We start from the raw sequence: 22126 nt of genomic DNA on the forward strand, positions 1-22126 counted from the left end.
GCCCGGTGAATACCGGGCCTTTTTGCATCAGAAGTAATATTTGAAGCGAACGCGGGCACCGTAGCGGTCGTCGGAATCGTCGCCGTGAACGTCATCGCCGTCGCTGTTCATGATGGAATAATAGGTACCGAGATAAATATTGAAGTTCTCCATATCCATCACATTGGCGAACTGATAGGACGCATGAATAGTATGAATGTCATAGGTGCCTTCATCGTTAATCCAGCAATCATCGTCGCAGACGACACCTGAATATTCATCAATCTTGTTATGCGCGTAAATATAACCCAGCTCAAAGCGCTTCCACAGGGCGTTCACCCCGGCGGTAAAGTCTTTTTCACTGCTGGCATCCAGATATGCGGTGTTGACGTTAAGCACCACACCGTTGTCCGGATCGGTCTTTAAGCCGTCCCAGGTCATGGTTAAGCCATAGCCGGTGCGGTCGGACTGATCGACAAAGTCGCCCTGTGCGTCGGTGTAGCCGTAGGCGTTATTGACCACGTTCGATTCCATCGCCGCGGCCACCGAGAACTCATCTTTTGACCACGCGATAACCGGGCGCAGATAGGCAACGTTTTTCTGTTGATCCATCTCACGACCATGGTAGTCACCCTCATTAAACAGCGCGGTACCGTCTTCCAGCAGGGTGTTGAGTTCGAAATACCAGTTATCGATTTGCTTGCTGACAAGGAAGTTACCGCCAGCGTCGGAACGTCCGCGCCCTTCTTTCATCATGTAGATATAGCCGCTGCCGTCGTCGTACAGATCGTTAGCGGTATTGCCGGAATGTTCGACAAACGTATCCTGATTCAGCGGGAACATATCATAGGCTTCGAAACGCCCGACTTTCACCTTCCAGTCGTTTTCCTTGCCGAAGAAGAAGACAGCGTCATCAATGTCCACTGTGCCGGACATGTCCCCTAACGGCTGCGCCGAGAAGCCAGCGAAATAGCCGTTATCCAGCTTCCGCATCCCGTCAAAACCCAGCAGGATACGGCCATTCAGATCCCATTGTTCATTCGTTGTGTCAGGATCCATATTGGCATTGGTCATCGCCAGCAGGCCATGTTTGCTTTCGGCATCCATGTTAAATTCCACATCGCCGTAGATCTTCAAATCACCGTAGCCGGAGAGCTGCAGATTTGGCGTCGCGGCGTTTTTCTGCGTTTCTTCCGTCGGTGTCTGTCCGTTAACCGGAGTGTTGCCCTGAGCGGCTTTGATTTCGCGGATCTCCGCAGCCTGCTGGACCTGTAATTGTTGTACCTGGCTTTCCGCCTGGGCCGCCCGGTTTTCCGCCGCCGCCAGTCGGGCCTCTAATTGCTCAAGCCGTTGTTCCAGAGTCAATTGCGCTGTTTTAGCAAAACCGGTATTTGCCACTAATAATAATCCGATTGCTAAAGATAACGTCGATTTCTTCATTTATTCGCTTTCCTTGAAATAAAGAATGATCAGCGTTTTCCTGTAGGAATACGCGTGGTGAATAATGAGATAAGAACAATTTTATTTTTATATATATTGACACCAGCAATTGAACCCATGAATGATTAAACAGCGATTGCGGGTGTTTTTACAGGCTAATAATTATTAGCATTCTGATTTATTGGTGTAAATGCAGCAAATATGCAGTTCGTGAGGAATCTAACAAAAGCGGGGAAATAAACGAAATATCGTAAAAAGTTATAAATATAGATTTAATGAAAATATAATTTTGACTAATCATTGAGCGTGACGTTATTACACCACGCTCGAATTAATCGAAATAACCTTAATTTTGTTCGGCGACCAGAATTGCCTGCGTGTCCGGTGCCAGCGCCTTAAATATATGTTCCCGATCGGCGGGGTAACAAATATAGTCACCCACACCTAATTCTTCCGGCGCGTCGGTCAGACCAACCAGCGCTTTTCCCTGCGTCACGATGATATGCTCTATCGACCCGGGCGGATGGGGCTGTGAAACGCGGTCGGCTCCCGGCTGGGTCAGCAGTAAATAGATATCGCGACGTGCGCCAGGGGGGCACGCGGCCAGCAAAATGGCCTGATAGTGCGCCTGCTCCGCCACCACTTTTGTCCCTTCGCCCCGCCGAATCACCTGCGTTTTTTGCACCTGCGGTTCCAGCAGCCGCGCAAAGGGGATATCCAGCGCCACACAGAGCGACCAGAGCGTTTCCAGGCTAGGATTACCGTTTCCCGCTTCCAGCTGTGAAAGTGTGGATTTGGCGATGCCTGCCCGACGGGCGATCTCCGCCAGCGACAGTCCTGTCCGCTGACGTTCGCGTACCAGACTTTTAGCAATCACGCTGATGGGCTGTGTCATTCACGTCTCCGCGTTTTTTATAACGAACGATTCGTTCGTCTTGTAAATCGATCATGTTCCGTTCATTATAATGGAAACTCGTTCGATATGGCTAAAATGGATGAAACACCTCTTTTCCAGTCTGAAAGCAGACACGATAAAAGCGATATTTCTGGTATGCCTGGCCGTCGGCGTAGTGGGCATGTCCTACGGCTCGCTGGCGATGGCCTACGGTTTCCCGGTCTGGGTACCGTTTGTGCTCTCGATTTTTGTACTGGCCGGCGCGTCAGAATTCATGTTCATCGGCATTGTCGCCAGCGGCGGAAACCCGTTAGCGGCAGCGGCAGCCGGTTTACTGGTTAACGCCCGCCACGTACCTTTCGGCGTGACGGTGCGCGATCTGGTCGGCACCCGCGCCGCCAGCTTTTTGGGCTGCCACATTATGAACGATGAGAGCGTGGTGTTTGGCCTGTCGCAGAAAACGCCGGAGCAGCGTAAAGCCGCTTACTGGCTTTGCGGTCTGGGCGTTGCCATTCTCTGGCCGGTAGGTACCCTGCTGGGTACGGTGGTGGGACAGTTGCTGCCCGCGCCGGAAACCATCGGTCTCGACGCCGTGTTCCCGGCGATCCTGCTCGCGCTTGTGGTACCTGCTTTCAAAAACCGTACTACTTTAATTCGCAGCCTGAGCGGCGCCGCCGTGTCGCTTGCTGCCGTGCCTTTTGCGCCGGTCGGGCTGCCGGTGCTGCTTTCCCTGCTTGGCTTACTGACGAGGAAAAAATAATGGGCAACATGACGCTGTTTATCCTCGGCATCGCAATTTTATCGGCGGGTACCTACCTGATGCGCCTCGGCGGCGCAAAGCTGGGGAGTCGTCTGGCGCTTTCCGAGCGTTCGCAGGCGCTGCTTTCCGATGCCGCGACGGTATTGCTGTTTTCCGTTGCGCTGGCGACCACCTTCTACGAAGGCGAACACTTTGCGGGTATGGCGCGCGTATTGGGCGTGGCTTTCGCGGTATTTCTCGCCTGGCGGAAAATGCCGCTGATTGTGGTGATTATCGCTGCGGCGGTGGTGACGGCGCTCTTGAGAATGGCGGGAGTGCACTAACCACTAAAACAATCGCCGATCGCGATCACATCCTGTTTAAAACTGAGTTTCATTTTTCTGATTAAGCGTAGAAAGTAGTTAGTGTCGAAGAAAAATATCAGTGTCTAGCGTCGAATAATAATCGACGCTATTTTCTACTCTACGCGGGACAAGAAAGATGGCGCGGACAGCCAAAGAAAAATTATTGCATCATATTCTGACGCTTTATGCGGAAAGCATTACGGGATTCACGGCCCAGGACTGTACTTGCTTTATGCAGGTCAACCGTAGCGTCATTAGTCACTACCTGAACCGACTGTGCGACGAGGGGCGTTTACGCAAAGAAAACACGCGCCCGGTACGCTTCTTTATTCAGCATAATGGCGCACAAAATGAGCAAGCGTCCCGTTTAGTGTCGAAAAAGGCTGATGCTTTCCAGAGTCTGACCGGCGCCGAGGGTAGCCTGGCGGAAGCGGTCGCTCTCTGCCGCTTAGCGGTGGACTATCCGGGAGACGGCTTACCTGTGCTGATCTCAGGCGAAAGCGGCGTGGGCAAGAGCCATCTCGCCTCGCTGATCTATCAGTACGCCATCGGACGCGGCGTTATCGCCGCTGATAAACCGTTTGTCGAACTAAACTGCGCTGACTACGCCAACAACCCCGAACTGCTCTCCGCCACGCTGTTCGGCTATACCCGCGGCGCCTTCACCGGCGCCGATCGTGAGAAACAGGGCGCGTTTGACGACGCCAACGGCGGCTTTCTGTTCCTTGATGAAGTGCATCGTCTGTCCGCGGAAAACCAGGAAAAACTGTTCCTGTTTATGGATAAAGGCTATTTCTATCGACTCGGCGATAACCGCACCCGCCATCCGGCTTCGTTACGCTTTATCTTCGCCACCACGGAAAATATTGACACGGCGTTGCTCAATACCTTCCGCCGACGCATCCCGGTTCGGGTAACATTGCCTAACTTTATTTCGCGACCGCTCACAGAGCGTATCGCACAGGTCACTCTGTTCCTGTGTCAGGAAGCGGCCAACCTGGGCAGGGACATCCACCTCGATAATCAGTTGATGCGCCAGCTCGTCTCTTCTCCGGTGCGCGGCAACATCGGCGAACTGAAAAACCTGATCAAAGTCATGTGCGCCAGCGCGTGGAGCAATCACCGCGACGCCGATAACATCAGGCTACGCGGTACGCATCCGGACGGCGAAATGCTGGTGATTTCCGCCGACACAGGAGGACAGGAACCCGACGCCAGTATGCTGCTGCCTAAGGCGATGCATGATGAGGTCATTTTCCGCGATTTTTGCCACAGCGGTAATGTTCTGCTGCTGAACCGCAAAATCGAGCAGTTGCTGGCGACGGTGAAGGGCGTGGTTTCCACTGAAACACTGTATAACGGCTACGTCTGGCAGAACACAATGCATGCGGTAAACGAACTGGAGTGTCTGACCGGCATCACCTGAGGTCCGGAGATCCGTAAAGCGCTCTGGCTTTGCCTGACCTACGCGTTGCATACGCCACAACAGGCGGAACAGGCCGATGAACTGCTGACCATTGCCGACTACGTTTCCGGCAAAGCGCGCCTGCTAACGGAGGAGTGTATTGCGCTGCTGGCGAAGCACGTCACGCATCAGCAGTTACCTCTGTTGCAGCCATTGTTCAGTTGTATCTTTCATTCTGTGGCCGGGGAAGATTCGCTGATTCAGGGCATTATTGTTTCCCACGGGCGCTCGACTGCGTCGAGCATTGCCGGCATCGCCAACCAGCTGACCGGCGGCTATTACTTTAAAGCCTTCGATATGCCCAACGCGACCTCAACCCGGGAAATTATCGACCTGCTGATAAGCCATCTGTCACGTCTTAAGCACGGCGGCGGGCTGATTATTCTTGTCGATATGGGCTCGCTGAAAGCGATCTACGAAGAGATTAAACTTCATCTGCACGGCGAGCTGCTGGTGATTAACAACGTCAGCACCGCAATGGCGCTGGATATTGCCTCGAAAATCCAGGACAAGTTGCCAATGGAGGCGATTATCGAAGGGGCGAAAGGCGCGTGGGAAGTAGAAACGCGTTATTACGCCGGAATACTTCCCGGCAACAAAATCATCATTTCGTGCATTTCCGGCGAGGGTATTTCCCGTAAGCTTAAAGATATCGTGCAGCGCTATCTGGCGCAGGAGGAGATCGATATCATCACGATGGAGTATGACGATCTGAAGTGGAAAATCGCCCGCGCCGACCCGGCGCTTAACGGCACGCGGCTGATTATCACCACCACCGAACTGGAGGCGGGGTACATCCCGCAGCTCAGCGTCGAACAGCTGATTAAAGAGAAAACGCTGGTGCTGAAGCGCGACTACTTTAACGGATTAGTCATGGAAGGCGCTCTGGAGCCGATGATCGAGGAGGTGGTCAAACTGTTTACCGTCGAGGGGGTTGCCAGCAGGTTGAACTTCCTCAATCCGGTGGTGATCATCGACGAAGTGGAAGCCGTTATTAAGCAGTATGAGTCTTTCTACAAAATCCACTTTGAAAGCTATCTGCGTATCAACCTGTTTATGCATATCGCGCTGATGATTGAGCGCGTCATGGTGAATAACGGCGTCCGGCACCGCGAAGAAGCCGAACTCACGTTGGATCAGCAGGCTTTTGTCGCCGTACATGACACTTTTTTCCAGGCGCTAAACCGTAAATACAATATCACCCTGCCGCTGACCGAAGTGCTCATGATTTATGAAATTATGGAGCCGTGGATAGCCACCGAAGCGCTCTGTTAACGTTTCTGCCAGCTACAGACTGGCAGACGCTTCGACGCTGCGTTCGCAGCCCTTTTCGACACAGCAAAAGCCCTCGAACACTACGTTTTACTTCATTAAATTCAATAAGATAAAAATATGGCATGCCGCTTGCAATACCTTCAACAGATACTGAAAAATGAAGGAATGCACAATGCGAGAGTTGTACATCGCAACCCACGGGCACTATGCGCAGGGCATTGTCTCAGCGCTGAATCTGCTGGTCGGCGACGATCATGGCGTAACGCCGATTTGCGCCTACTGCGGCGACATCGGCTCAACGGCGGAACTGGCAGCCCGCTTTGAAGCGATCGTTCAGCAGACGATTAGCCAACAAAAGGAACTGGTGCTGTTTACCGATATGCCCGGCGGCAGCGTTAACAACACCGCCGTCCAACTGCTGGTTAAATATCCGCATATCCATGTGATCAGCGGCGCAAATTTGATCATGCTGATGGAGTTCTGCCTTTCTGAACAGACCGAAACCTTAGCGCGTATCCAGGACGCCATCACCGCCGCCAGCGGTGCGATGCAGTATGTGAACCGCCTGCCTGAAATTCTTACCGCTCGTCAGGCGGAATCAAGCGTCCCTGCTGACGATATGGACGGCTTTTTTGCCGCGGAGAGGCCATTATGACCATCGCTCTGGAAACGCTTGACCCGCGCTATTTCAAACCGCAACCGGGCCTGGATCGGCGCTGGCTGAGCGAAGCGCTGAAGGAAGTTATCACGCAGATAGACGCGATGCTGCCGCGCTTTACCACAACCTTTCCGGCAGCCAGCGCGGTTGATGGTCGCTATCCTGTCGTTGAAAAAGTCGACTGGACCGAAGGCTTCTGGACCGGAATGCTGTGGCTGGCCTGGGAGGTCACCGGTGCCGATAAGTATCGCGTCATTGCGGAAGGACTGCTCGACAGCTTTGAAGAACGCCTTGATAAGCAGATTAAGGTTGATACGCACGACCTGGGATTTCTGTACCTGCTCTCCTGCGTTAACGCCTGGAAACTGACGGGCAACCGTCGCGCGCGCGAACTTGCGCTGCGCGCCGCCGAACGGCTGTATCAGCGCTTTAACGCAACGGCTGGAGTGATTCAGGCCTGGGGCGATTTGAACGATCCCGCGCGCCAGGGACGAATGATCATCGACTGTAATCTCAACGTCCCGCTGCTGTTCTGGGCGGCAAACGAAACGGGCAATAGCGCCTGGCGTGAAGCGGCTACCCACCATCTGGCGCAGGCGGCGCGCTATCTGGTGCGCGACGATGCCTCAACGTTTCATACCTTTTATATGGATATCCACAGCGGCCAGCCGCTGCGCGGCGATACCCATCAGGGCTTCAGCGACAGCTCCTGCTGGGCGCGCGGTCAGGCCTGGGGTATTTACGGTTTCGCGCTGGGTTTTCGTCATACCGGCGACGCCTGCCAGCCGGAGCTGGCGCGTAAACTGGCCCACTATTTTCTCAACCGGCTGCCGGACGATTACATCTGCTACTGGGATCTGATTTTCACTCCGCAGGATAACGCCTGGCGCGACACTTCCGCCGCCGCTGTCGCCGCCTGTGGGCTGGCGGAGCTGTTAACCCTGCTGCCGCTCAGCGACCCGCTGCGTCCCGCCTACGCGAACGCCATCGAACTGATGATGCGCAATTTACGTGAGCGCTACTTTGCCCACACGCAGGACGGCCTGCTGCGTGAAGGCGTTTACAACTATGGCCGCAACGTGGGTATTAATGAACCTAACCTTTGGGGCGATTATTTTTATTTCGAAGCCCTGGTTCGTCTTTCCCGCGTCTGGACACTCTACTTTTGCTAACTGGAGCTACACATGATTTCTTTAATTCGTATTGACGATCGCTTAATTCATGGCCAGGTCGCCGTTGTCTGGACTAAGCACCTCGGCGTCAACCGCATCCTTGTCGCCAACGATCAAATCGTAAATAACGACGTGCAGAAAATGTCGCTGCGGATGGCGGCGCCCGACACCGCGAAATGCGCCATCATGGCGGTAAAAGATGCGGGCGATGTGCTTAACGATCCGCGTTCCGAAGCGATGAAAATTATGGTGATCGTTAACAATGCCGCCGATGCCCGGCGTCTGGTTGAACAGGTGCCCGCGATAAAAAGCCTCAACGTCGCCAACTTCGGGCGCATTACCGATAATCTGGCGGCGAAAAAACGCATCAGCGATACCGTGTACGTCACGCCGGAAGACGTAGCGGATTTTCATGCCATCGCCGCGCGCGGCGTAAAAGTTGAATACCAGGTTCTGCCCTCTCATCCGGTGAAGAATTTGATTGAGATGCTGGATAGCGCCGCCAGCTAAGCGAGGTCGTCATGTTAACGTCTGCATTACTTGTCGCGCTGGTGATGTATATCGCCAAGTTCGCCGACCATACGCTCGGCCAGCCGCTAATCGAACGCCCGCTGATTTGCGGCGCGATGGTGGGCTTTGTGCTGGGGGATTTTCAGCAGGGGATTATTATCGGCGCCACGCTGGAGCTGATTTTTCTTGGCACCATCACCATTGGCGGTTCAGTACCGGCCGATCTCGCCGTCGGTTCCGTCCTGGCGACGGCCTTCACCATCCTGACCAAAGCTGAACCCGCCGTCGCAGTGGCGCTGGCGCTACCAATCAGCCTGCTGGCGGTATTCGTGTATCAGGTGCTAAAGCTGGTTTACACCGCGCTGGTGGAAAAATATGACGCATTGCTGGAGGAGGGACGCGATCGCGCGGCGCTGGGCATCACGCTGGGAATGACGATGTTTTACGGCGTGCCCTTTGCGGTACTGGCGTTCTTCGGCATTCTTTTCGGCACCGACGTCATCCGCAGTCTGGTCGAAAGCATTCCGGACCCGGTGATGCGCGGAATGACGGCGGTCGGTGGTATTCTGCCCGCGTTAGGCTTCGCCATTCTGTTGAAAGCGCTGTGGAACCGTAATATCGCCGCGTTCTTCTTTATCGGCTTTGCGATGGCGGCTTATTTACAATTGCCGATTATGGGTATCGCGATTATTGCCGCTTCCGTTGCGGTCTATCTGTGCTTCAACGAGTTCAATCAACTCAAGGCGAATAAACAAGCCACTGTCGCCGCGCCTGCGTCGGTGGACGATAAGGATGGGTTCTTCAATGACTGATATCCATAACAGCGCGTCGTGCGCGTATGACGACAGCAAAAGCGAAAAAAAGATGTTTCGCCAGCTGTTCTTCCGCCAGTTCCAGCTACTAGGCTCCATGAACTTTACTCGTATGGAAGGCCTGAGCTACGGCTGGGCCATCGCCCCCATGCTGAAAAAAATCTACGCAGGCGATCCCCACCGTTATACGGAGTCGCTCAAGCGAAACAGCCAGTTTTTCAACACCAATCAGCATCTGGCGCCCTTCATTATGGGACTGACGCTGTCGATGGAAAAAGAGAACGCCGCTAATCCGAACTTTGATACTTCAAGCATCAACGGCATTAAAGTGGCGCTGATGGGGCCATTCGCGGGCGTCGGCGACTCATTCTTCTATGGGGTATTGCGCATTATCGCCACCGGTATTGCGATTGGCCTGGCCTCACAGGGCAACCCGCTGGGGCCATTGCTGTTTCTGCTAATTTATAACATTCCCAGCTATCTGCTGCGCTATTACGGCGGGGTGATGGGTTACCGTCTGGGATCGAAATACATCGCTGAAGCAACGCAGTCTGGGTTACTTGGTTGTATTACCAAAGCGTCGTCGATAATGGGCTTAATGATGGTAGGCGCTATGAGCGCTAGCATGGTGAAATTTACAACCACCTTTAAAACGACTATCGCCGGGCAACCTTTTGTGCTTCAGGAGATACTCGACAAAATTTGCGTCGGGCTGATTCCTCTGCTGCTGGTGCTTGGCTGTCTGAAGCTGCTTAATAAAAAGGTGAGTCCGAATAAAGTGTTGATTATGCTGATTGTCTTTGGATTCGCCGCCGCAGGCGTTGGGGTAATTTGATGTGATACGCGCTGTGTCTGTTAGCACAGCGCGTATCAGGCCTACGGCTGGAAACGCCTGCAGACCTGACAAGGCAGAACGCCGCCGTCCGGCAAGGCTTATTTCAGCAATTCAGCAGTCATGTGCACACGGTTACCAGTATAAGCCTGGGTAATTTTGTAGGCGCTGGCGCCAGCTTGTTCAGCCTGAGCGGCGATTTTCGCTTCCGCGCTTTCCAGCGTCGAGCCGGTTGCGGTCACGGACTGCGCGGCGAAAGTACCGAAGGACGTAGCGAGAGCGATTACTACGACAAAAGTTTTGATGCTTTTCATGATATAAACCCTTTCATTTGGTTGTTTGAGTAAGGCACTGTGCCTTGATGTGATAAATAATAGGCCGTTACTCAGACAACTGAAAGCGGAAGGATTTGCCAATCTAATTCAAATAAACTGAATATGTTATCCGGCAATTAACCGCTGCGGGTGCGTATAAACGGTCGCCCTGCCCGGCTTACAGAAGCCCACCAGCGTCAGGTTGCAGCGCTCGGCTACTTCCACCGCTAATGTAGTGGCGGCAGAGAGCGCAAATAAGATTTCAACGCCGCACATCGCCGATTTCTGCACCATCTCATAGCTGGCGCGACTGGATACCAGCGCCGCCCCCTGTTCCCAGGCTTTTCCTTCCCCGGCACGACGCCCGAGCAGTTTATCCAGCGCTACATGACGTCCCACATCTTCATGACCGCCCGCCAGTTCGCCACAAGGCATAACCCAGGCTGCGGCATGGGTGCATCCGGTCAGTTTTCCGATGGGCTGAAAGTCCTTCAGATGCTGTAAAGCCGGGTCGAGACTGGCGAGATGAAACGTCTGGGTGAATGGCAGCGGCTGCACCGGTTTACCAATGTCGTTAAGCTGTTCCACGCCGCAGACGCCACAGCCAGTCCGTCCAGCCAGCGCGCGGCGACGTTCTTTCAACCCCATAAAGCGGCGGCTGGAAAGCTCAATCCGCACCTCAAGCCCGTTACAGGACGGCACGACATCCATACCAAAAATATCCCGCGGGCTGGCGATGATTCCCTCAGAAAGGGAAAAGCCAACGGCGAAATGCGTAAGATCTTTCGGCGACGCCATCATCACAACGTGCGAAATGCCGTTATAGACCAGCGCAACCGGGACTTCTTCCGCGACCTCATCCCGCTGAGGATGTTGCAAATCCTCGCGCGTCCAGAGGCTAACCTCGCGATAACCCGTGACATTTGTCACATATTCGACTTCTTCTGGATGTATCTTATTCACTTTCTTTTAACCGTATAAGAACAGACGTACCAACATTGTGGTATTCTGTCACAAACCCCACCGGGACAAGGGGAAATTGACCCAATTCTGGACCTTTGCGGTCCTCTCCGCAAAGAAAAATAACAATCACTCCCTGAGCATTCAGACTGAATGTGAATGAGAAGTGACAATGTCGAAACAAGGAGCAAACCATGCAGGTCAGCAGAAGGCAGTTCTTTAAGATCTGCGCTGGCGGTATGGCAGGCACCACGGCGGCGGCACTGGGCTTCGCGCCCGGCGTAGCGCTAGCGGAAACACGGCAATACAAACTGCTGCGCACCCGCGAAACCCGTAATACCTGCACTTACTGTTCCGTTGGCTGCGGGCTGTTAATGTACAGCCTCGGCGACGGGGCGAAAAACGCCAAAGCATCTATCTTCCATATTGAAGGCGATCCGGACCATCCGGTAAACCGCGGCGCACTCTGCCCGAAAGGGGCCGGACTTGTGGACTTCATCCACTCCGAAAGCCGCCTGAAGTACCCGGAATACCGCGCGCCAGGCTCCGATAAATGGCAGAAGATCAGTTGGGACGAGGCGTTTGACCGCATCGCGAAGCTGATGAAAGAAGACCGCGACGCCAACTACGTTGCGCAGAACGCTGAAGGCGTGACCGTCAACCGCTGGCTGTCGACCGGCATGCTGTGTGCTTCAGCCTCCAGTAACGAAACCGGCTATTTAACGCAAAAATTCTCCCGCGCGCTGGGTATGCTCGCGGTCGACAACCAGGCGCGTGTCTGACACGGACCAACGGTAGCAAGTCTTGCTCCAACATTTGGTCGCGGTGCGATGACCAACCACTGGGTCGACATTAAGAACGCCAACCTCGTCGTGGTAATGGGCGGTAACGCCGCTGAAGCGCACCCGGTCGGGTTCCGCTGGGCGATGGAAGCGAAAATTCGCAACGGCGCGAAGCTGATTGTGATCGATCCGCGCTTTACGCGTACCGCGTCGGTGGCCGACTTCTATGCGCCGATTCGTTCCGGTACTGACATTGCTTTCCTGTCAGGCGTGATGCTGTACCTGCTGACAAACGAAAAATACAACCGCGAATACACCGAAGCTTACACCAACGCCAGCCTGATCGTGCGTGAAGACTTTGGCTTCGACGATGGCCTGTTCACCGGCTACGACGCGGAGCAACGCAAATACGACAAAACCAGCTGGAACTACGAGCTGGACGAAAACGGCTTTGCGAAACGCGACACCACCCTGCAACACCCGCGCTGCGTCTGGAACCTGCTGAAACAGCACGTTTCCCGCTATACGCCGGACGTTGTCGAAAATATCTGCGGCACACCGAAAGCCGACTTCCTGAAGGTGTGTGAGTACATCGCGGAAACCAGTGCGAAAGACAAAACCGCGTCGTTCCTGTATGCCCTCGGCTGGACGCAGCATTCCATCGGCGCGCAGAACATCCGCACCATGGCGATGATCCAACTGCTGCTCGGCAACATGGGGATGGCGGGCGGCGGCGTTAACGCCCTGCGCGGTCACTCAAACATTCAGGGGCTGACCGACCTGGGTCTGCTGTCGCAAAGCCTGCCGGGTTACCTGACCCTGCCGAACGAGAAGCAGACCGACCTGCAAACCTACCTTACCGCCAATACGCCGAAGCCGCTGCTGGAAGGCCAGGTCAACTACTGGGGCAATTATCCGAAATTCTTTGTCTCGCTGATGAAGTCCTTCTTTGGCGACAAAGCAACGGCGGAAAACAGCTGGGGCTTTGACTGGCTGCCGAAGTGGGACAAAGGGTACGACGTGCTGCAGTACTTCGAGATGATGAACGAGGGCAAGGTCAATGGCTATATCTGCCAGGGCTTTAACCCGGTGGCGTCATTCCCGAACAAAAACAAAGTGATCGCGTCCCTGTCGAAACTGAAGTTCCTGGTGACCATTGATCCGCTCAACACCGAGACCTCAACCTTCTGGCAGAACCACGGCGAGTCGAACGATGTCGATCCGTCGACAATTCAGACCGAAGTGTTCCGCTTGCCGTCCACCTGCTTTGCGGAAGAAAACGGGTCTATCGTTAACTCCGGTCGCTGGTTGCAGTGGCACTGGAAAGGTGCCGACGCACCGGGAATAGCCCGTACCGACGGTGAAATTCTGGCGGGTATTTTCTTGCGTATGCGCAAGATGTACGCCGAACAGGGCGGCGCCAACCCGGAACAGGTGCTGAACATGACCTGGAACTACACCAAACCGGATGAGCCAGATTCGGAAGAAGTGGCGCAGGAAAGTAACGGTAAAGCGCTGGCGGATATCGTCGACCCGGCAACGGGCGCGGTGATCGTCAAGAAAGGCCAGCAGCTCAGTTCGTTCGCCCAGTTACGTGACGATGGTACCACCGCCAGCGGCTGTTGGATTTTTGCCGGTAGCTGGACACCGGAAGGTAACATGATGGCGCGTCGCGATAACGCCGATCCGTCAGGCCTCGGCAATACGCTGGGCTGGGCGTGGGCATGGCCGCTTAACCGTCGTATTTTGTATAACCGCGCCTCCGCTGATCCACAAGGCAACCCGTGGGATCCGAAACGTCAAATCCTGAAATGGGATGGGACGAAATGGAGCGGGATGGACATTCCGGACTACAGCGCCGCCGCACCGGGTAGCGATGTCGGACCGTTTATCATGCAGCCGGAAGGGATGGGGCGCCTGTTTGCTGTCGATAAGATGGCGGAAGGTCCGTTCCCGGAACACTATGAGCCGTTTGAAACACCGCTGGGCACCAACCCGCTGCACCCGAACGTGATCTCTAACCCTGCCGCCCGCATCTTTAAGAGCGACGCCGAAGCGCTGGGTAAAGCCGATAAGTTCCCGTATGTCGGCACCACTTACCGTCTGACCGAGCACTTCCACTACTGGACCAAGCACGCGTTGCTTAACGCTATCGCCCAGCCGGAACAGTTTGTGGAAATTGGCGAGAAGCTGGCGAACAAGCTGGGCATTGCCCACGGCGATACAGTGAAAGTCTCCTCTAACCGCGGTTACATTAAGGCTAAGGCGGTAGTGACCAAGCGTATCCGCACGTTGAAAGCTGACGGCAAGGATATCGATACCATCGGTATTCCGATTCACTGGGGCTACGAGGGCGTGGCGAAAAAAGGGTTTATCGCCAATACGTTAACGCCATTCGTTGGTGATGCGAACACGCAGACGCCGGAGTTTAAGTCCTTCCTGGTGAATGTGGAAAAGGTATAACGGAGACGACTTATGGCTTATCAATCGCAAGACATCATTCGTCGTTCCGCGACTAACGGTTTCACCCCCGCGCCCCAGGCGCGGGATCACCAGCAAGAAGTGGCGAAGCTTATCGACGTAACCACCTGTATCGGCTGTAAAGCCTGCCAGGTGGCCTGTTCGGAGTGGAATGACATTCGTGATGAAATCGGCAGCAACGTCGGGGTTTACGATAACCCGGCGGATTTGACCGCCAAATCATGGACGGTGATGCGCTTCTCGGAAGTGGAACAGAACGACAAACTGGAATGGCTGATCCGCAAGGACGGCTGCATGCACTGTGCCGATCCGGGCTGCCTGAAGGCGTGCCCGGCGGAAGGGGCGATCATTCAGTATGCTAACGGCATTGTCGACTTCCAGTCTGAACAGTGCATCGGATGCGGCTACTGCATCGCCGGATGCCCGTTCGACGTGCCGCGTCTGAATCCGGAAGACAACCGCGTGTATAAATGTACGCTGTGCGTCGACCGCGTCAACGTCGGCCAGGAACCGGCCTGCGTGAAAACCTGCCCAACCGGCGCTATCCACTTTGGCTCAAAAGAGGATATGAAAACGCTGGCGGGCGAGCGCGTCGCCGAGCTGAAAACTCGCGGTTACGACAACGCAGGCCTGTACGATCCGGCAGGCGTCGGCGGTACGCACGTGATGTACGTGCTGCACCATGCCGACAAGCCGAATCTGTACCACGGCCTGCCGGAAAACCCGGAAATCAGCGCCACCGTGAAGTTCTGGAAAGGGATCTGGAAACCTCTTGCAGCGGTCGGCTTTGCGGCGACCTTTGCGGCCAGCGTCTTCCACTACGTCGGGGTCGGTCCGAACCGTGCGGAGGAAGAAGATGACAACCTGCATGAAGAGAAAGACGAGGTGCGCAAATGAAACGTCGTGACACCATCGTGCGCTACACCGCGCCGGAACGCATCAACCACTGGGTCACCGCCTTCTGCTTCGTGCTGGCGGCGGTGAGTGGACTGGGCTTTTTCTTCCCGTCCTTCAACTGGCTGATGCAGATTCTCGGCACGCCGCAGCTGGCGCGCATTCTGCACCCGTTCGTGGGCGTGATCATGTTCGCCTCGTTCATCATCATGTTCTTCCGTTACTGGCATCACAACCTGATCAATCGGGACGATATTTTCTGGGCGAAGAACATCCGCAAGATTATCGTCAACGACGAGGTTGGCGACACCGGACGGTATAACTTCGGCCAGAAATGCGTGTTCTGGGCGGCGATTATCTTCCTGGTGCTGCTGCTGGTGAGCGGCGTGATCATCTGGCGTCCGTACTTTGCCCCGGCGTTTTCCATTCCGGTGATCCGCTTTGCGCTGATGTTGCACTCCTTTGCCGCCGTCGCGCTGATCGTGGTGATTATGGTGCATATTTACGCTGCGCTGTGGGTGAAAGGCACGATTACGGCTATGGTTGAAGGCTGGGTTACCCGCTCGTGGGCGAAGAAACATCACCCACGCTGGTACCGCGAAGTGCGTGAAAAGCAGGACAAATCATCGTCCTGACCCGCTGATTATCCATCCCAATGACTCTGGCGCCGGGAACATTGTTTCCGGCGCTATTTCGTGTCAGGCTCCGCCAGCTAATCCGAACGGTGAATAGTCTGCTCCGTTAAGATCGGGTATCGTACCGCACACATTGCGATGTCACCGGTATATCCCGCAGACCGATTGCGGTTATCATTACTGATATTCACCAGAGCGGGCGCGTGGCAGGCGCCAAATCAAGAGCGGATGACAGACCACCGATCCGCCCAACCAGGAAGCACTCAATGAGCATTCGTATCATCCCGCAAGATGAGCTGGAAAAAAGCGAGAAGCGCGCGACGGATATGATCCCACCGTTATTATTTCCCCGGCTCAAAAATTTATATAACCGTCGCGCCGAACGCCTGCGCGAACTGGCAGAGAACAACCCGCTGGGCGATTACCTGCGCTTTGCTGCGCTGATCGCCCACGCGCAGGAAGTGGTGCTGTACGATCACCCGCTTCAGATAGACCTGACCGCACGCATTAAAGACGCGAACGAACAGGGCAAACCACCGCTGGATATTCACGTTCTGCCGCGCGATAAACACTGGCAAACGCTGCTGCATTCGCTGATTGCGGAGCTGAAGCCCGAAATGAGCGGCCCGGCGCTGGCGGTGATCGAAAACCTGGAAAAAGCCTCCGAACAAGAGCTGGAACAGATGGCGAGCGCGCTGTTCGCTGCGGATTTTGCCTCTGTAAGCAGCGACAAAGCGCCGTTTATCTGGGCTGCGTTGTCGCTTTACTGGGCACAGATGGCTAACCTGATCCCGGGCAAAGCCCGCGCCGAATACGGCGAACAGCGCCAGTATTGCCCGGTGTGCGGCTCAATGCCGGTCTCCAGCATTGTGCAAATTGGCACCACGCAGGGGCTGCGCTATCTGCACTGCAACCTGTGTGAAACCGAATGGCACGTGGTGCGCGTGAAATGCAGCAACTGCGAGCAGAGCCGCGATTTGCACTACTGGTCGTTGGAAAATGAGCAGGCGGCAATCAAAGCCGAAAGCTGCGGCGACTGCGGAACCTACCTGAAGATTCTCTATCAGGAAAAAGACCCGAAAGTCGAAGCGGTGGCTGACGATCTTGCCTCGTTGATTCTGGACGCCAAAATGGAGCAGGAGGGCTTTGCCCGTAGTTCTATCAACCCGTTCCTGTTCCCGGGTGAAGGGGAGTAAAGCTTACCTGGACCGGATGGCCCCCGTCGTCCGGTCTACAAGTGATATGGCGTGATCACCCCGGTATCCCGGCAAAGTCTTTTGTATTACGCGTCACAAGCTGACAGCGATGGATTTGGGCGGTTGCCAGGATGATCGCGTTCGGCAGTTTCATACCATACTCCTGCCTCAGGCTGACGCTGCGTTCTGCGATATCCTGTGTAACGCCAATCACGTTGAAGACGCTTAAAGCTATACGCGTGCGGTTTTCCTGATGATATTTCTTCGCACCGATTATTACTTCCATCCATGTGATAAGGCTAATCGCATTTTGTGGGGGATACGTTTCAAGCGCCTGTTTCGCCTCACGACGACCGCTAAACAAATCGATCTATGGGTATCAAATAATACAGACCCTTGCTGCATCACCATTCCTCGCGCAATTTCCTTTCGTATTCGATACCGTCTTCTTCGCAGCCCTGCCACAGTCCTGACGCGTTAGAAAGGGTATTTTCTGCCAGACCTTGTCTTTCAAGGTATTGTTCTACTGCTTCGCGTAATAGCTCAGCACGCGGTAGGTTGCGCTGCTTTTTGAGATCATCAAGACGCTTGATCACATCGTCTGGCAGGTCGAGTAAAACCCTGCCCATAACCATTCCAACCATCATACTCATATATCTCTCCGGCATATCGTTTGCAGCTATTTTTCGCACAACATATACCCGTGGCGGCAGGGAAAAAAGCGCTTTCAGACGTGACTTTCACTTTTGCGAGGCGCTTTCCAGAATCGCTATCACGGTAAAATTCGTCATTTTATTTCGCCGCTATCCAGGCTATAACACTGTGTATTCATACAGATAAAGGGTGAGAAATATGGCGCTGGAAAAGGGCATTGCAAAGTTGGTTGGAGACTTTATCGCCGCGGGACGCCCCTCTGTTCGCGGTCAGCGTATTGATGACAGGAGGGCGGGCTATGTCGCCAGTACGGTGCTCGCTGGCGACACGGAAAGTCGTGTCGAAGTGGAAGTGTGTGTACTCGAAGAAATAACGTTTCGGGTGGTTTCTCCCCGTCACGCATCAGGCGCGCTGCCCTGTGTGATCTATTATCACGGCGGCTGTTTTGTCAGCGGAGGATTTGCCACCCACGATAAGCAACTACGCCAGTTGGCTTACCGCAGCAACTGCCGGGTAATCGCCGTCCAGTACCGTCTCGCGCCAGAGCATACTTTCCCGGCGGCGCATGACGATGCTGAAAAAGGGGCAAATCTTGTCTGGACCTACCACGAGCGATTTGGCATCGACCGACAGCGCATTACGCTTGCCGGAGACAGCGCGGGTGGGCAGTTGGCGCTGGTAACCGCGATGCGCCTGAAAGCGGCGAAACGCTGGCTGCCTGCGCAGTTGTTACTCATTTACCCTATGCTCGACGCCACGGCGCATTTTGAAAGCTATACCCGCAATGGGCTGGATTACCTCATCACGCGTGACACATTACTTACCGGCTATGAGATGTATTTATCACACACCGACCGCCAGCACCCCGAAGCCAGCCCTTTGTGGAGAGAGGATTTCAATGGCCTGCCGCCCACTCACATTATTAGCGCAGAGTACGATCCACTGTGCGATGAAGACGAAGCGCTGTATGACCGCCTTACGGCACAGGGCGTAGATTGCACCTGCCAGCGTTACCTCGGCGTTATTCATGGATTCTTCCAGCTTGGCGGAGTAAGCCAGGCCGCGCGCAGCGCAATGCAGGATATCGCCTGGCGCATTGGACAGCAGAAGGCAGCCTACTCCTCCTCGTTCCCGCCTTCTTCATAGGGACCGAAGGGCTTTGCGGGCAGGACGATATAAATGCCTTCAAATATCGCGCCGGTTGTTTCATCGCCCAACAGTTCGACCTGCAGCTGGACGCGCGCTTTTTTACCTCGCGCCAGTCGGTCGAGATCGCCGCTCAGTGAGCCGAGATCGGCTACCGCGCTGGGTCTGCCGCTGATGGGCTTGCTGTAGCGAATATGGGCGTCGGCAAGAATAATGGTGCCGCCGAGGTGGCGCTCACGCAGCATCAGCCAGATAAGCCCCCAACCGGTGAGTGTCGCCAGCGAAAACAGACTTCCGGCGAACAGCGTGTGGTGCGGGTTTTGATTGCCCGTCTCCGGCATGGTGGTAATGAATTTTTGCCCGGTGTACTGCTGAATACGTACGCCCATTTTCTCGCTTAGCGGGATATGTTCATACCAGGCCTGCTGTAACTGTCCGCACCAGTCGCCGCGATGCAATATGTCGTCGAGCGAAGCGACAGGCTTAATCATCAAAAAATGGCGTACCGGCGTGGTTTGCGGCGTGGTAATTTCGCCCTGATTCACAAAGCCCAGCTTGGCGAAGAAGTCGACCGCGTCCTCGCGAGCGCTACAGGTCACTCGCTTAACGCCCTCCTGACGCGCCACCGACTCCAGCGTCATCGCCATCAGCGTCCCCAGTCCTTTTTCCTGTACTGCGGGATCAACGGCCATAAAGCGGATAGAGGCTTCGTTATCGGCATTAATGTACAACCGTCCCACGGCAACCAGGTTACCGTCTTCATCCACGACCATCTGGTGATGCGCCATCGCGTCCCAGGCGTCACGTTCGGAACCTTTTGGCTGATGCAGCGGTTTACGCAGCATTTCCCAGCGAAACTGATAGTAACGCTCTAATTCTTCTTCTGTTTGCGGTACACGAAGGTGATACATAGCTGTACTCTCTCTTGTTACCCGCGGCCACGCCGGAAGCTGATTCATACCTGAAGCCAGAACGTCACGGGACCATCGTTGACCAGCGCAACCTGCATATCCGCAGCGAAGCGTCCGGTTTGCGTGTTCATTTCCTGCTGGCGGCAGCGCCCGACGAAATAATCGTACAGCGCCTCAGCACGTTCCGGCGTTGCCCCTTTGGAGAACCCGGGACGCATGCCGCGTTCCGTATCGGCCGCCAGCGTAAACTGCGATACCACCAGCACGCTTCCGCCCGCCTGCTGCACGTTTAAGTTCATCTTGCCGTCAGCATCGCTAAAAATACGGTAACCCAGTACGCGCTCGCATAAGCGATTCGCTTTCTGCTCGTCGTCATCCTTTTCGACACCTAATAAGATTAAAAGTCCGTTGCCAATTTCACCCGTTACCTCTCCCTCCACGGTGACGCTGGCACGGGTTACGCGCTGAATGAGTGCAATCATGGTTGGTCTGCTTCTTCTTGTTCTGCGGCTTGTTTGAGTTTGCGGTATTCCCCGAGAGTGACAGTTATTTCCGCGCCAAGCAAGACGATACACCAGGTCCAGTATACCCAGACAAATAAAATCGGGATCACCGCCAGCACGCCATAAATGAGCTGATAAGACGGAAACATGGTGATATAAAGCGCGAAACCTTTCTTTCCTGCTTCGAACAGCACCGCAGCGACAAATGCGCCGACAACGGCATCACGATTGGGTACGCGCGTAGTCGGCACAATACTGTAAAGCAACCAGAAAGAGAGCCAGGAAAGGATCAGCGGGAAAATGCGCAGGACATCATCAATCACCGAATTGAGATCGCTTGCCCAGCGCAATGAAAGTAAATATGAACTGATGGCAAGACTCGCCCCGGCCAGTAGCGGCCCGAGCGTCAGGATCATCCAGTACACGGCAAAAGAATAGACCTTTGGCCGCGTACGCTTGCTGCGCCAGATGGTATTGAGGGCGCTGTCGATGGCGTACATCAGCAGCAGCGCGGTAACGATCAGCCCACACGCCCCGACGGCGGTCATTTTGTTGGAATTCGCCACAAACTGTTCGATATAGCGCTGAATTACATCGCCTGTGGCGGGGATAAAGTTGGCAAAAACAAAGTGCCGGAGCTGAACGCTGACTTCGGAAAACATGGGAAAGGCGGCAAACAGCGCAAAAACAACCGCGATCAACGGCACTAAAGAGAGCAACGAGACGTAGGCGAGATTTCCTGCCAGCGTCGTCATATTGTCTTCATCAATGCGCCGCCAGAGCAGCTTTAGCCAGGCCCGGATCGGACGCGTATGGTGCCTGGCTTTTTGATGCGCGGTTTTTAGCATAACAGCGTCGCGAAATAATCAGGAATGGTGGATTTATCGGTCACCAGAATGCTGGTCATCCCAACCTGGTTAGCCCCTTCTATATTATCGGCGTTATCGTCAAAAAAGACCGCATCGCTCGCGGAAAATCCTTCCTGCTGGAGAACGTGCTGATAGATACGCGTTTCCGGCTTGCGCATACCGAGATCCTGAGAAAGATAGATATGATCCGCCGCCTGGCGAATCTCAGGGTACTCTTCCGGCCAGAACGTGGTATGCAGACGGTTAGTGTTCGACAGAACAACCACGCGATGTCCCTGCTCACGCAGTTTATGCATGATGTCGATCACCTCAGGCCGCAGCGCGACAAACACCGCTTGCCAGCCGTGAGAAAATTGCTCATAGCTCAGCGACAGTTCCATCTCCTGACACAGCGCTTCGGCAAACGCTTCGTCAGTGATTTCTCCGCGCTCATGCTGGTGGAAGACGTCTCCCATCGTAAAACTTTGCTTTAATGACGCCAGCGGTACACGGCTCAAATCACTCCATGCCCCTAACACGCGGTTGAAGTCGATATCGACAATCACATTACCTAAATCAAAGATATAGAGCATGTTCATCTCCTTACTCGCCGTGGATGAATAACTGTAGCGGGAAAGGCGAAGTTTGACTATCCGTCTG

At 54.6% G+C, this 22126-nt stretch carries 21 protein-coding genes and 2 pseudogenes; 13 read left to right on the forward strand and 10 right to left on the reverse strand.

The genetic code is table 11. The features are described from left to right. Positions 1-27 precede the first annotated feature (27 nt). Positions 28-1419: a carbohydrate porin gene (locus tag JY391_RS21570; protein ID WP_060570988.1), complete on the reverse strand. Its 1392-nt coding sequence runs from the start codon at positions 1417-1419 to the stop codon at positions 28-30. A 346-nt stretch (positions 1420-1765) separates the two neighbouring features. Then, positions 1766-2314 (reverse strand): helix-turn-helix domain-containing protein, encoded by a 549-nt coding sequence (locus tag JY391_RS21575; protein WP_042292509.1) that lies wholly within the window; start codon positions 2312-2314, stop codon positions 1766-1768. 100 nt (positions 2315-2414) lie between these two features. On the opposite strand from JY391_RS21575, the gene JY391_RS21580 reads away from it, so the two are divergent. From JY391_RS21580 to JY391_RS21615, 8 genes and pseudogenes are all read left to right on the forward strand, one after another. Then, positions 2415-3074, forward strand: coding sequence for an AzlC family ABC transporter permease (locus JY391_RS21580; protein ID WP_060570987.1), 660 nt, complete (start codon positions 2415-2417; stop codon positions 3072-3074). Beyond that, complete coding sequence (locus JY391_RS21585; RefSeq protein ID WP_042292504.1) at positions 3074-3397, forward strand: AzlD domain-containing protein; 324 nt, start codon at positions 3074-3076, stop codon at positions 3395-3397. Before JY391_RS21580 ends, JY391_RS21585 begins: the two co-directional genes overlap by 1 nt. A gap of 157 nt (positions 3398-3554) precedes the next feature. Continuing rightward, positions 3555-6158 (forward strand): annotated as a pseudogene (locus JY391_RS21590) (sigma 54-interacting transcriptional regulator). A 172-nt stretch (positions 6159-6330) separates the two neighbouring features. Beyond that, the gene (locus JY391_RS21595; RefSeq protein ID WP_042292499.1) at positions 6331-6813 is read left to right on the forward strand and encodes a PTS sugar transporter subunit IIA; all 483 of its coding nucleotides are present in this window, start codon (positions 6331-6333) and stop codon (positions 6811-6813) included. Further along, the gene (locus JY391_RS21600) at positions 6810-7988 is read left to right on the forward strand and encodes a glycoside hydrolase family 88 protein (RefSeq protein ID WP_211935001.1); all 1179 of its coding nucleotides are present in this window, start codon (positions 6810-6812) and stop codon (positions 7986-7988) included. Before JY391_RS21595 ends, JY391_RS21600 begins: the two co-directional genes overlap by 4 nt. A 12-nt stretch (positions 7989-8000) precedes the next feature. Beyond that, positions 8001-8498, forward strand: a complete 498-nt coding sequence (locus JY391_RS21605) for a PTS sugar transporter subunit IIB (protein ID WP_042292491.1) — start codon at positions 8001-8003, stop codon at positions 8496-8498. A gap of 11 nt (positions 8499-8509) precedes the next feature. After that, the gene (locus JY391_RS21610; protein WP_012907844.1) at positions 8510-9310 is read left to right on the forward strand and encodes a PTS mannose/fructose/sorbose/N-acetylgalactosamine transporter subunit IIC; all 801 of its coding nucleotides are present in this window, start codon (positions 8510-8512) and stop codon (positions 9308-9310) included. Continuing rightward, on the forward strand, positions 9303-10145 hold the full coding sequence (locus tag JY391_RS21615) for a PTS system mannose/fructose/sorbose family transporter subunit IID (RefSeq protein WP_042292487.1): 843 nt from the start codon (positions 9303-9305) through the stop codon (positions 10143-10145). The genes JY391_RS21610 and JY391_RS21615 overlap by 8 nt, the downstream gene beginning before the upstream one ends. A gap of 98 nt (positions 10146-10243) precedes the next feature. Here the strand turns inward: JY391_RS21615 and JY391_RS21620 are convergent, their stop codons facing one another. Beyond that, positions 10244-10456 (reverse strand): YdgH/BhsA/McbA family protein, encoded by a 213-nt coding sequence (locus JY391_RS21620; RefSeq protein WP_211935002.1) that lies wholly within the window; start codon positions 10454-10456, stop codon positions 10244-10246. Between the two features lie 126 nt (positions 10457-10582). Then, entirely contained in the window at positions 10583-11419 is an 837-nt protein-coding gene (fdhD, locus tag JY391_RS21625; protein ID WP_042292478.1) for a formate dehydrogenase accessory sulfurtransferase FdhD, read from the reverse strand. 191 nt (positions 11420-11610) lie between these two features. On the opposite strand from fdhD, the gene fdnG reads away from it, so the two are divergent. The 4 genes from fdnG to fdhE all read left to right on the forward strand — a co-directional run bounded on the left by fdnG (position 11611) and on the right by fdhE (position 17404). Continuing rightward, positions 11611-14661: a formate dehydrogenase-N subunit alpha gene (gene fdnG, locus JY391_RS21630; protein WP_082636871.1), complete on the forward strand. Its 3051-nt coding sequence runs from the start codon at positions 11611-11613 to the stop codon at positions 14659-14661. A 12-nt stretch (positions 14662-14673) separates the two neighbouring features. Further along, positions 14674-15576, forward strand: coding sequence for a formate dehydrogenase subunit beta (gene fdxH / locus JY391_RS21635; protein ID WP_060570983.1), 903 nt, complete (start codon positions 14674-14676; stop codon positions 15574-15576). Next, a complete protein-coding gene (gene fdoI, locus JY391_RS21640) occupies positions 15573-16208 on the forward strand; it encodes a formate dehydrogenase cytochrome b556 subunit (protein WP_042292467.1) in 636 nt (211 codons plus the stop codon). Before fdxH ends, fdoI begins: the two co-directional genes overlap by 4 nt. Positions 16209-16474: 266 nt before the next feature. Continuing rightward, positions 16475-17404, forward strand: a complete 930-nt coding sequence (gene fdhE, locus JY391_RS21645) for a formate dehydrogenase accessory protein FdhE (RefSeq protein WP_042292465.1) — start codon at positions 16475-16477, stop codon at positions 17402-17404. A gap of 35 nt (positions 17405-17439) precedes the next feature. On the opposite strand, the pseudogene JY391_RS21650 reads toward fdhE, so the two are convergent. Further along, positions 17440-17809, reverse strand: a pseudogene (locus JY391_RS21650) (type II toxin-antitoxin system VapC family toxin). Then, entirely contained in the window at positions 17809-18057 is a 249-nt protein-coding gene (locus tag JY391_RS21655) for a ribbon-helix-helix domain-containing protein (protein WP_060570982.1), read from the reverse strand. The pseudogene JY391_RS21650 and the gene JY391_RS21655 overlap by 1 nt, the downstream one beginning before the upstream one ends. A 199-nt stretch (positions 18058-18256) precedes the next feature. On the opposite strand from JY391_RS21655, the gene JY391_RS21660 reads away from it, so the two are divergent. Further along, complete coding sequence (locus tag JY391_RS21660; protein ID WP_060570981.1) at positions 18257-19204, forward strand: alpha/beta hydrolase; 948 nt, start codon at positions 18257-18259, stop codon at positions 19202-19204. Here JY391_RS21660 and fabY read toward each other — a convergent pair. From fabY to yihX, 4 genes are read right to left on the reverse strand one after another with little or no spacing between them, the layout of a single operon-like run. After that, on the reverse strand, positions 19174-20115 hold the full coding sequence (gene fabY, locus JY391_RS21665) for a fatty acid biosynthesis protein FabY (RefSeq protein WP_042292459.1): 942 nt from the start codon (positions 20113-20115) through the stop codon (positions 19174-19176). The two genes, JY391_RS21660 and fabY, sit on opposite strands and share 31 nt — an antisense overlap. Before the next feature lie 44 nt (positions 20116-20159). Beyond that, positions 20160-20597, reverse strand: coding sequence for a D-aminoacyl-tRNA deacylase (dtd, locus tag JY391_RS21670; RefSeq protein ID WP_042292457.1), 438 nt, complete (start codon positions 20595-20597; stop codon positions 20160-20162). After that, a complete protein-coding gene (locus tag JY391_RS21675) occupies positions 20594-21466 on the reverse strand; it encodes a virulence factor BrkB family protein (protein WP_042292454.1) in 873 nt (290 codons plus the stop codon). Before JY391_RS21675 ends, dtd begins: the two co-directional genes overlap by 4 nt. Beyond that, a complete protein-coding gene (yihX, locus tag JY391_RS21680; protein WP_042292451.1) occupies positions 21460-22059 on the reverse strand; it encodes a glucose-1-phosphatase in 600 nt (199 codons plus the stop codon). The genes JY391_RS21675 and yihX overlap by 7 nt, the downstream gene beginning before the upstream one ends. Positions 22060-22126 lie beyond the last annotated feature (67 nt).

Origin of the sequence: Citrobacter sedlakii (assembly GCF_018128425.1) — a bacterium.
GTDB classification, from domain to species: domain Bacteria; phylum Pseudomonadota; class Gammaproteobacteria; order Enterobacterales; family Enterobacteriaceae; genus Citrobacter_A; species Citrobacter_A sedlakii.

Excerpts from the sequence above, each read along its gene's own strand:
- JY391_RS21570 (WP_060570988.1), bottom strand. The coding sequence starts at position 1,419 with ATGAAGAAATCGACGTTATCTTTAGCAATCGGATTATTATTAGTGGCA.
- JY391_RS21575 (WP_042292509.1), bottom strand. The coding sequence starts at position 2,314 with ATGACACAGCCCATCAGCGTGATTGCTAAAAGTCTGGTACGCGAACGT.
- JY391_RS21580 (WP_060570987.1), top strand. The coding sequence starts at position 2,415 with ATGAAACACCTCTTTTCCAGTCTGAAAGCAGACACGATAAAAGCGATA.
- JY391_RS21585 (WP_042292504.1), top strand. The coding sequence starts at position 3,074 with ATGGGCAACATGACGCTGTTTATCCTCGGCATCGCAATTTTATCGGCG.
- JY391_RS21595 (WP_042292499.1), top strand. The coding sequence starts at position 6,331 with ATGCGAGAGTTGTACATCGCAACCCACGGGCACTATGCGCAGGGCATT.
- JY391_RS21600 (WP_211935001.1), top strand. The coding sequence starts at position 6,810 with ATGACCATCGCTCTGGAAACGCTTGACCCGCGCTATTTCAAACCGCAA.
- JY391_RS21605 (WP_042292491.1), top strand. The coding sequence starts at position 8,001 with ATGATTTCTTTAATTCGTATTGACGATCGCTTAATTCATGGCCAGGTC.
- JY391_RS21610 (WP_012907844.1), top strand. The coding sequence starts at position 8,510 with ATGTTAACGTCTGCATTACTTGTCGCGCTGGTGATGTATATCGCCAAG.
- JY391_RS21615 (WP_042292487.1), top strand. The coding sequence starts at position 9,303 with ATGACTGATATCCATAACAGCGCGTCGTGCGCGTATGACGACAGCAAA.
- JY391_RS21620 (WP_211935002.1), bottom strand. The coding sequence starts at position 10,456 with ATGAAAAGCATCAAAACTTTTGTCGTAGTAATCGCTCTCGCTACGTCC.
- fdxH (WP_060570983.1), top strand. The coding sequence starts at position 14,674 with ATGGCTTATCAATCGCAAGACATCATTCGTCGTTCCGCGACTAACGGT.
- fdoI (WP_042292467.1), top strand. The coding sequence starts at position 15,573 with ATGAAACGTCGTGACACCATCGTGCGCTACACCGCGCCGGAACGCATC.
- fdhE (WP_042292465.1), top strand. The coding sequence starts at position 16,475 with ATGAGCATTCGTATCATCCCGCAAGATGAGCTGGAAAAAAGCGAGAAG.
- JY391_RS21655 (WP_060570982.1), bottom strand. The coding sequence starts at position 18,057 with ATGAGTATGATGGTTGGAATGGTTATGGGCAGGGTTTTACTCGACCTG.
- JY391_RS21660 (WP_060570981.1), top strand. The coding sequence starts at position 18,257 with ATGGCGCTGGAAAAGGGCATTGCAAAGTTGGTTGGAGACTTTATCGCC.
- fabY (WP_042292459.1), bottom strand. The coding sequence starts at position 20,115 with ATGTATCACCTTCGTGTACCGCAAACAGAAGAAGAATTAGAGCGTTAC.
- dtd (WP_042292457.1), bottom strand. The coding sequence starts at position 20,597 with ATGATTGCACTCATTCAGCGCGTAACCCGTGCCAGCGTCACCGTGGAG.
- JY391_RS21675 (WP_042292454.1), bottom strand. The coding sequence starts at position 21,466 with ATGCTAAAAACCGCGCATCAAAAAGCCAGGCACCATACGCGTCCGATC.
- yihX (WP_042292451.1), bottom strand. The coding sequence starts at position 22,059 with ATGCTCTATATCTTTGATTTAGGTAATGTGATTGTCGATATCGACTTC.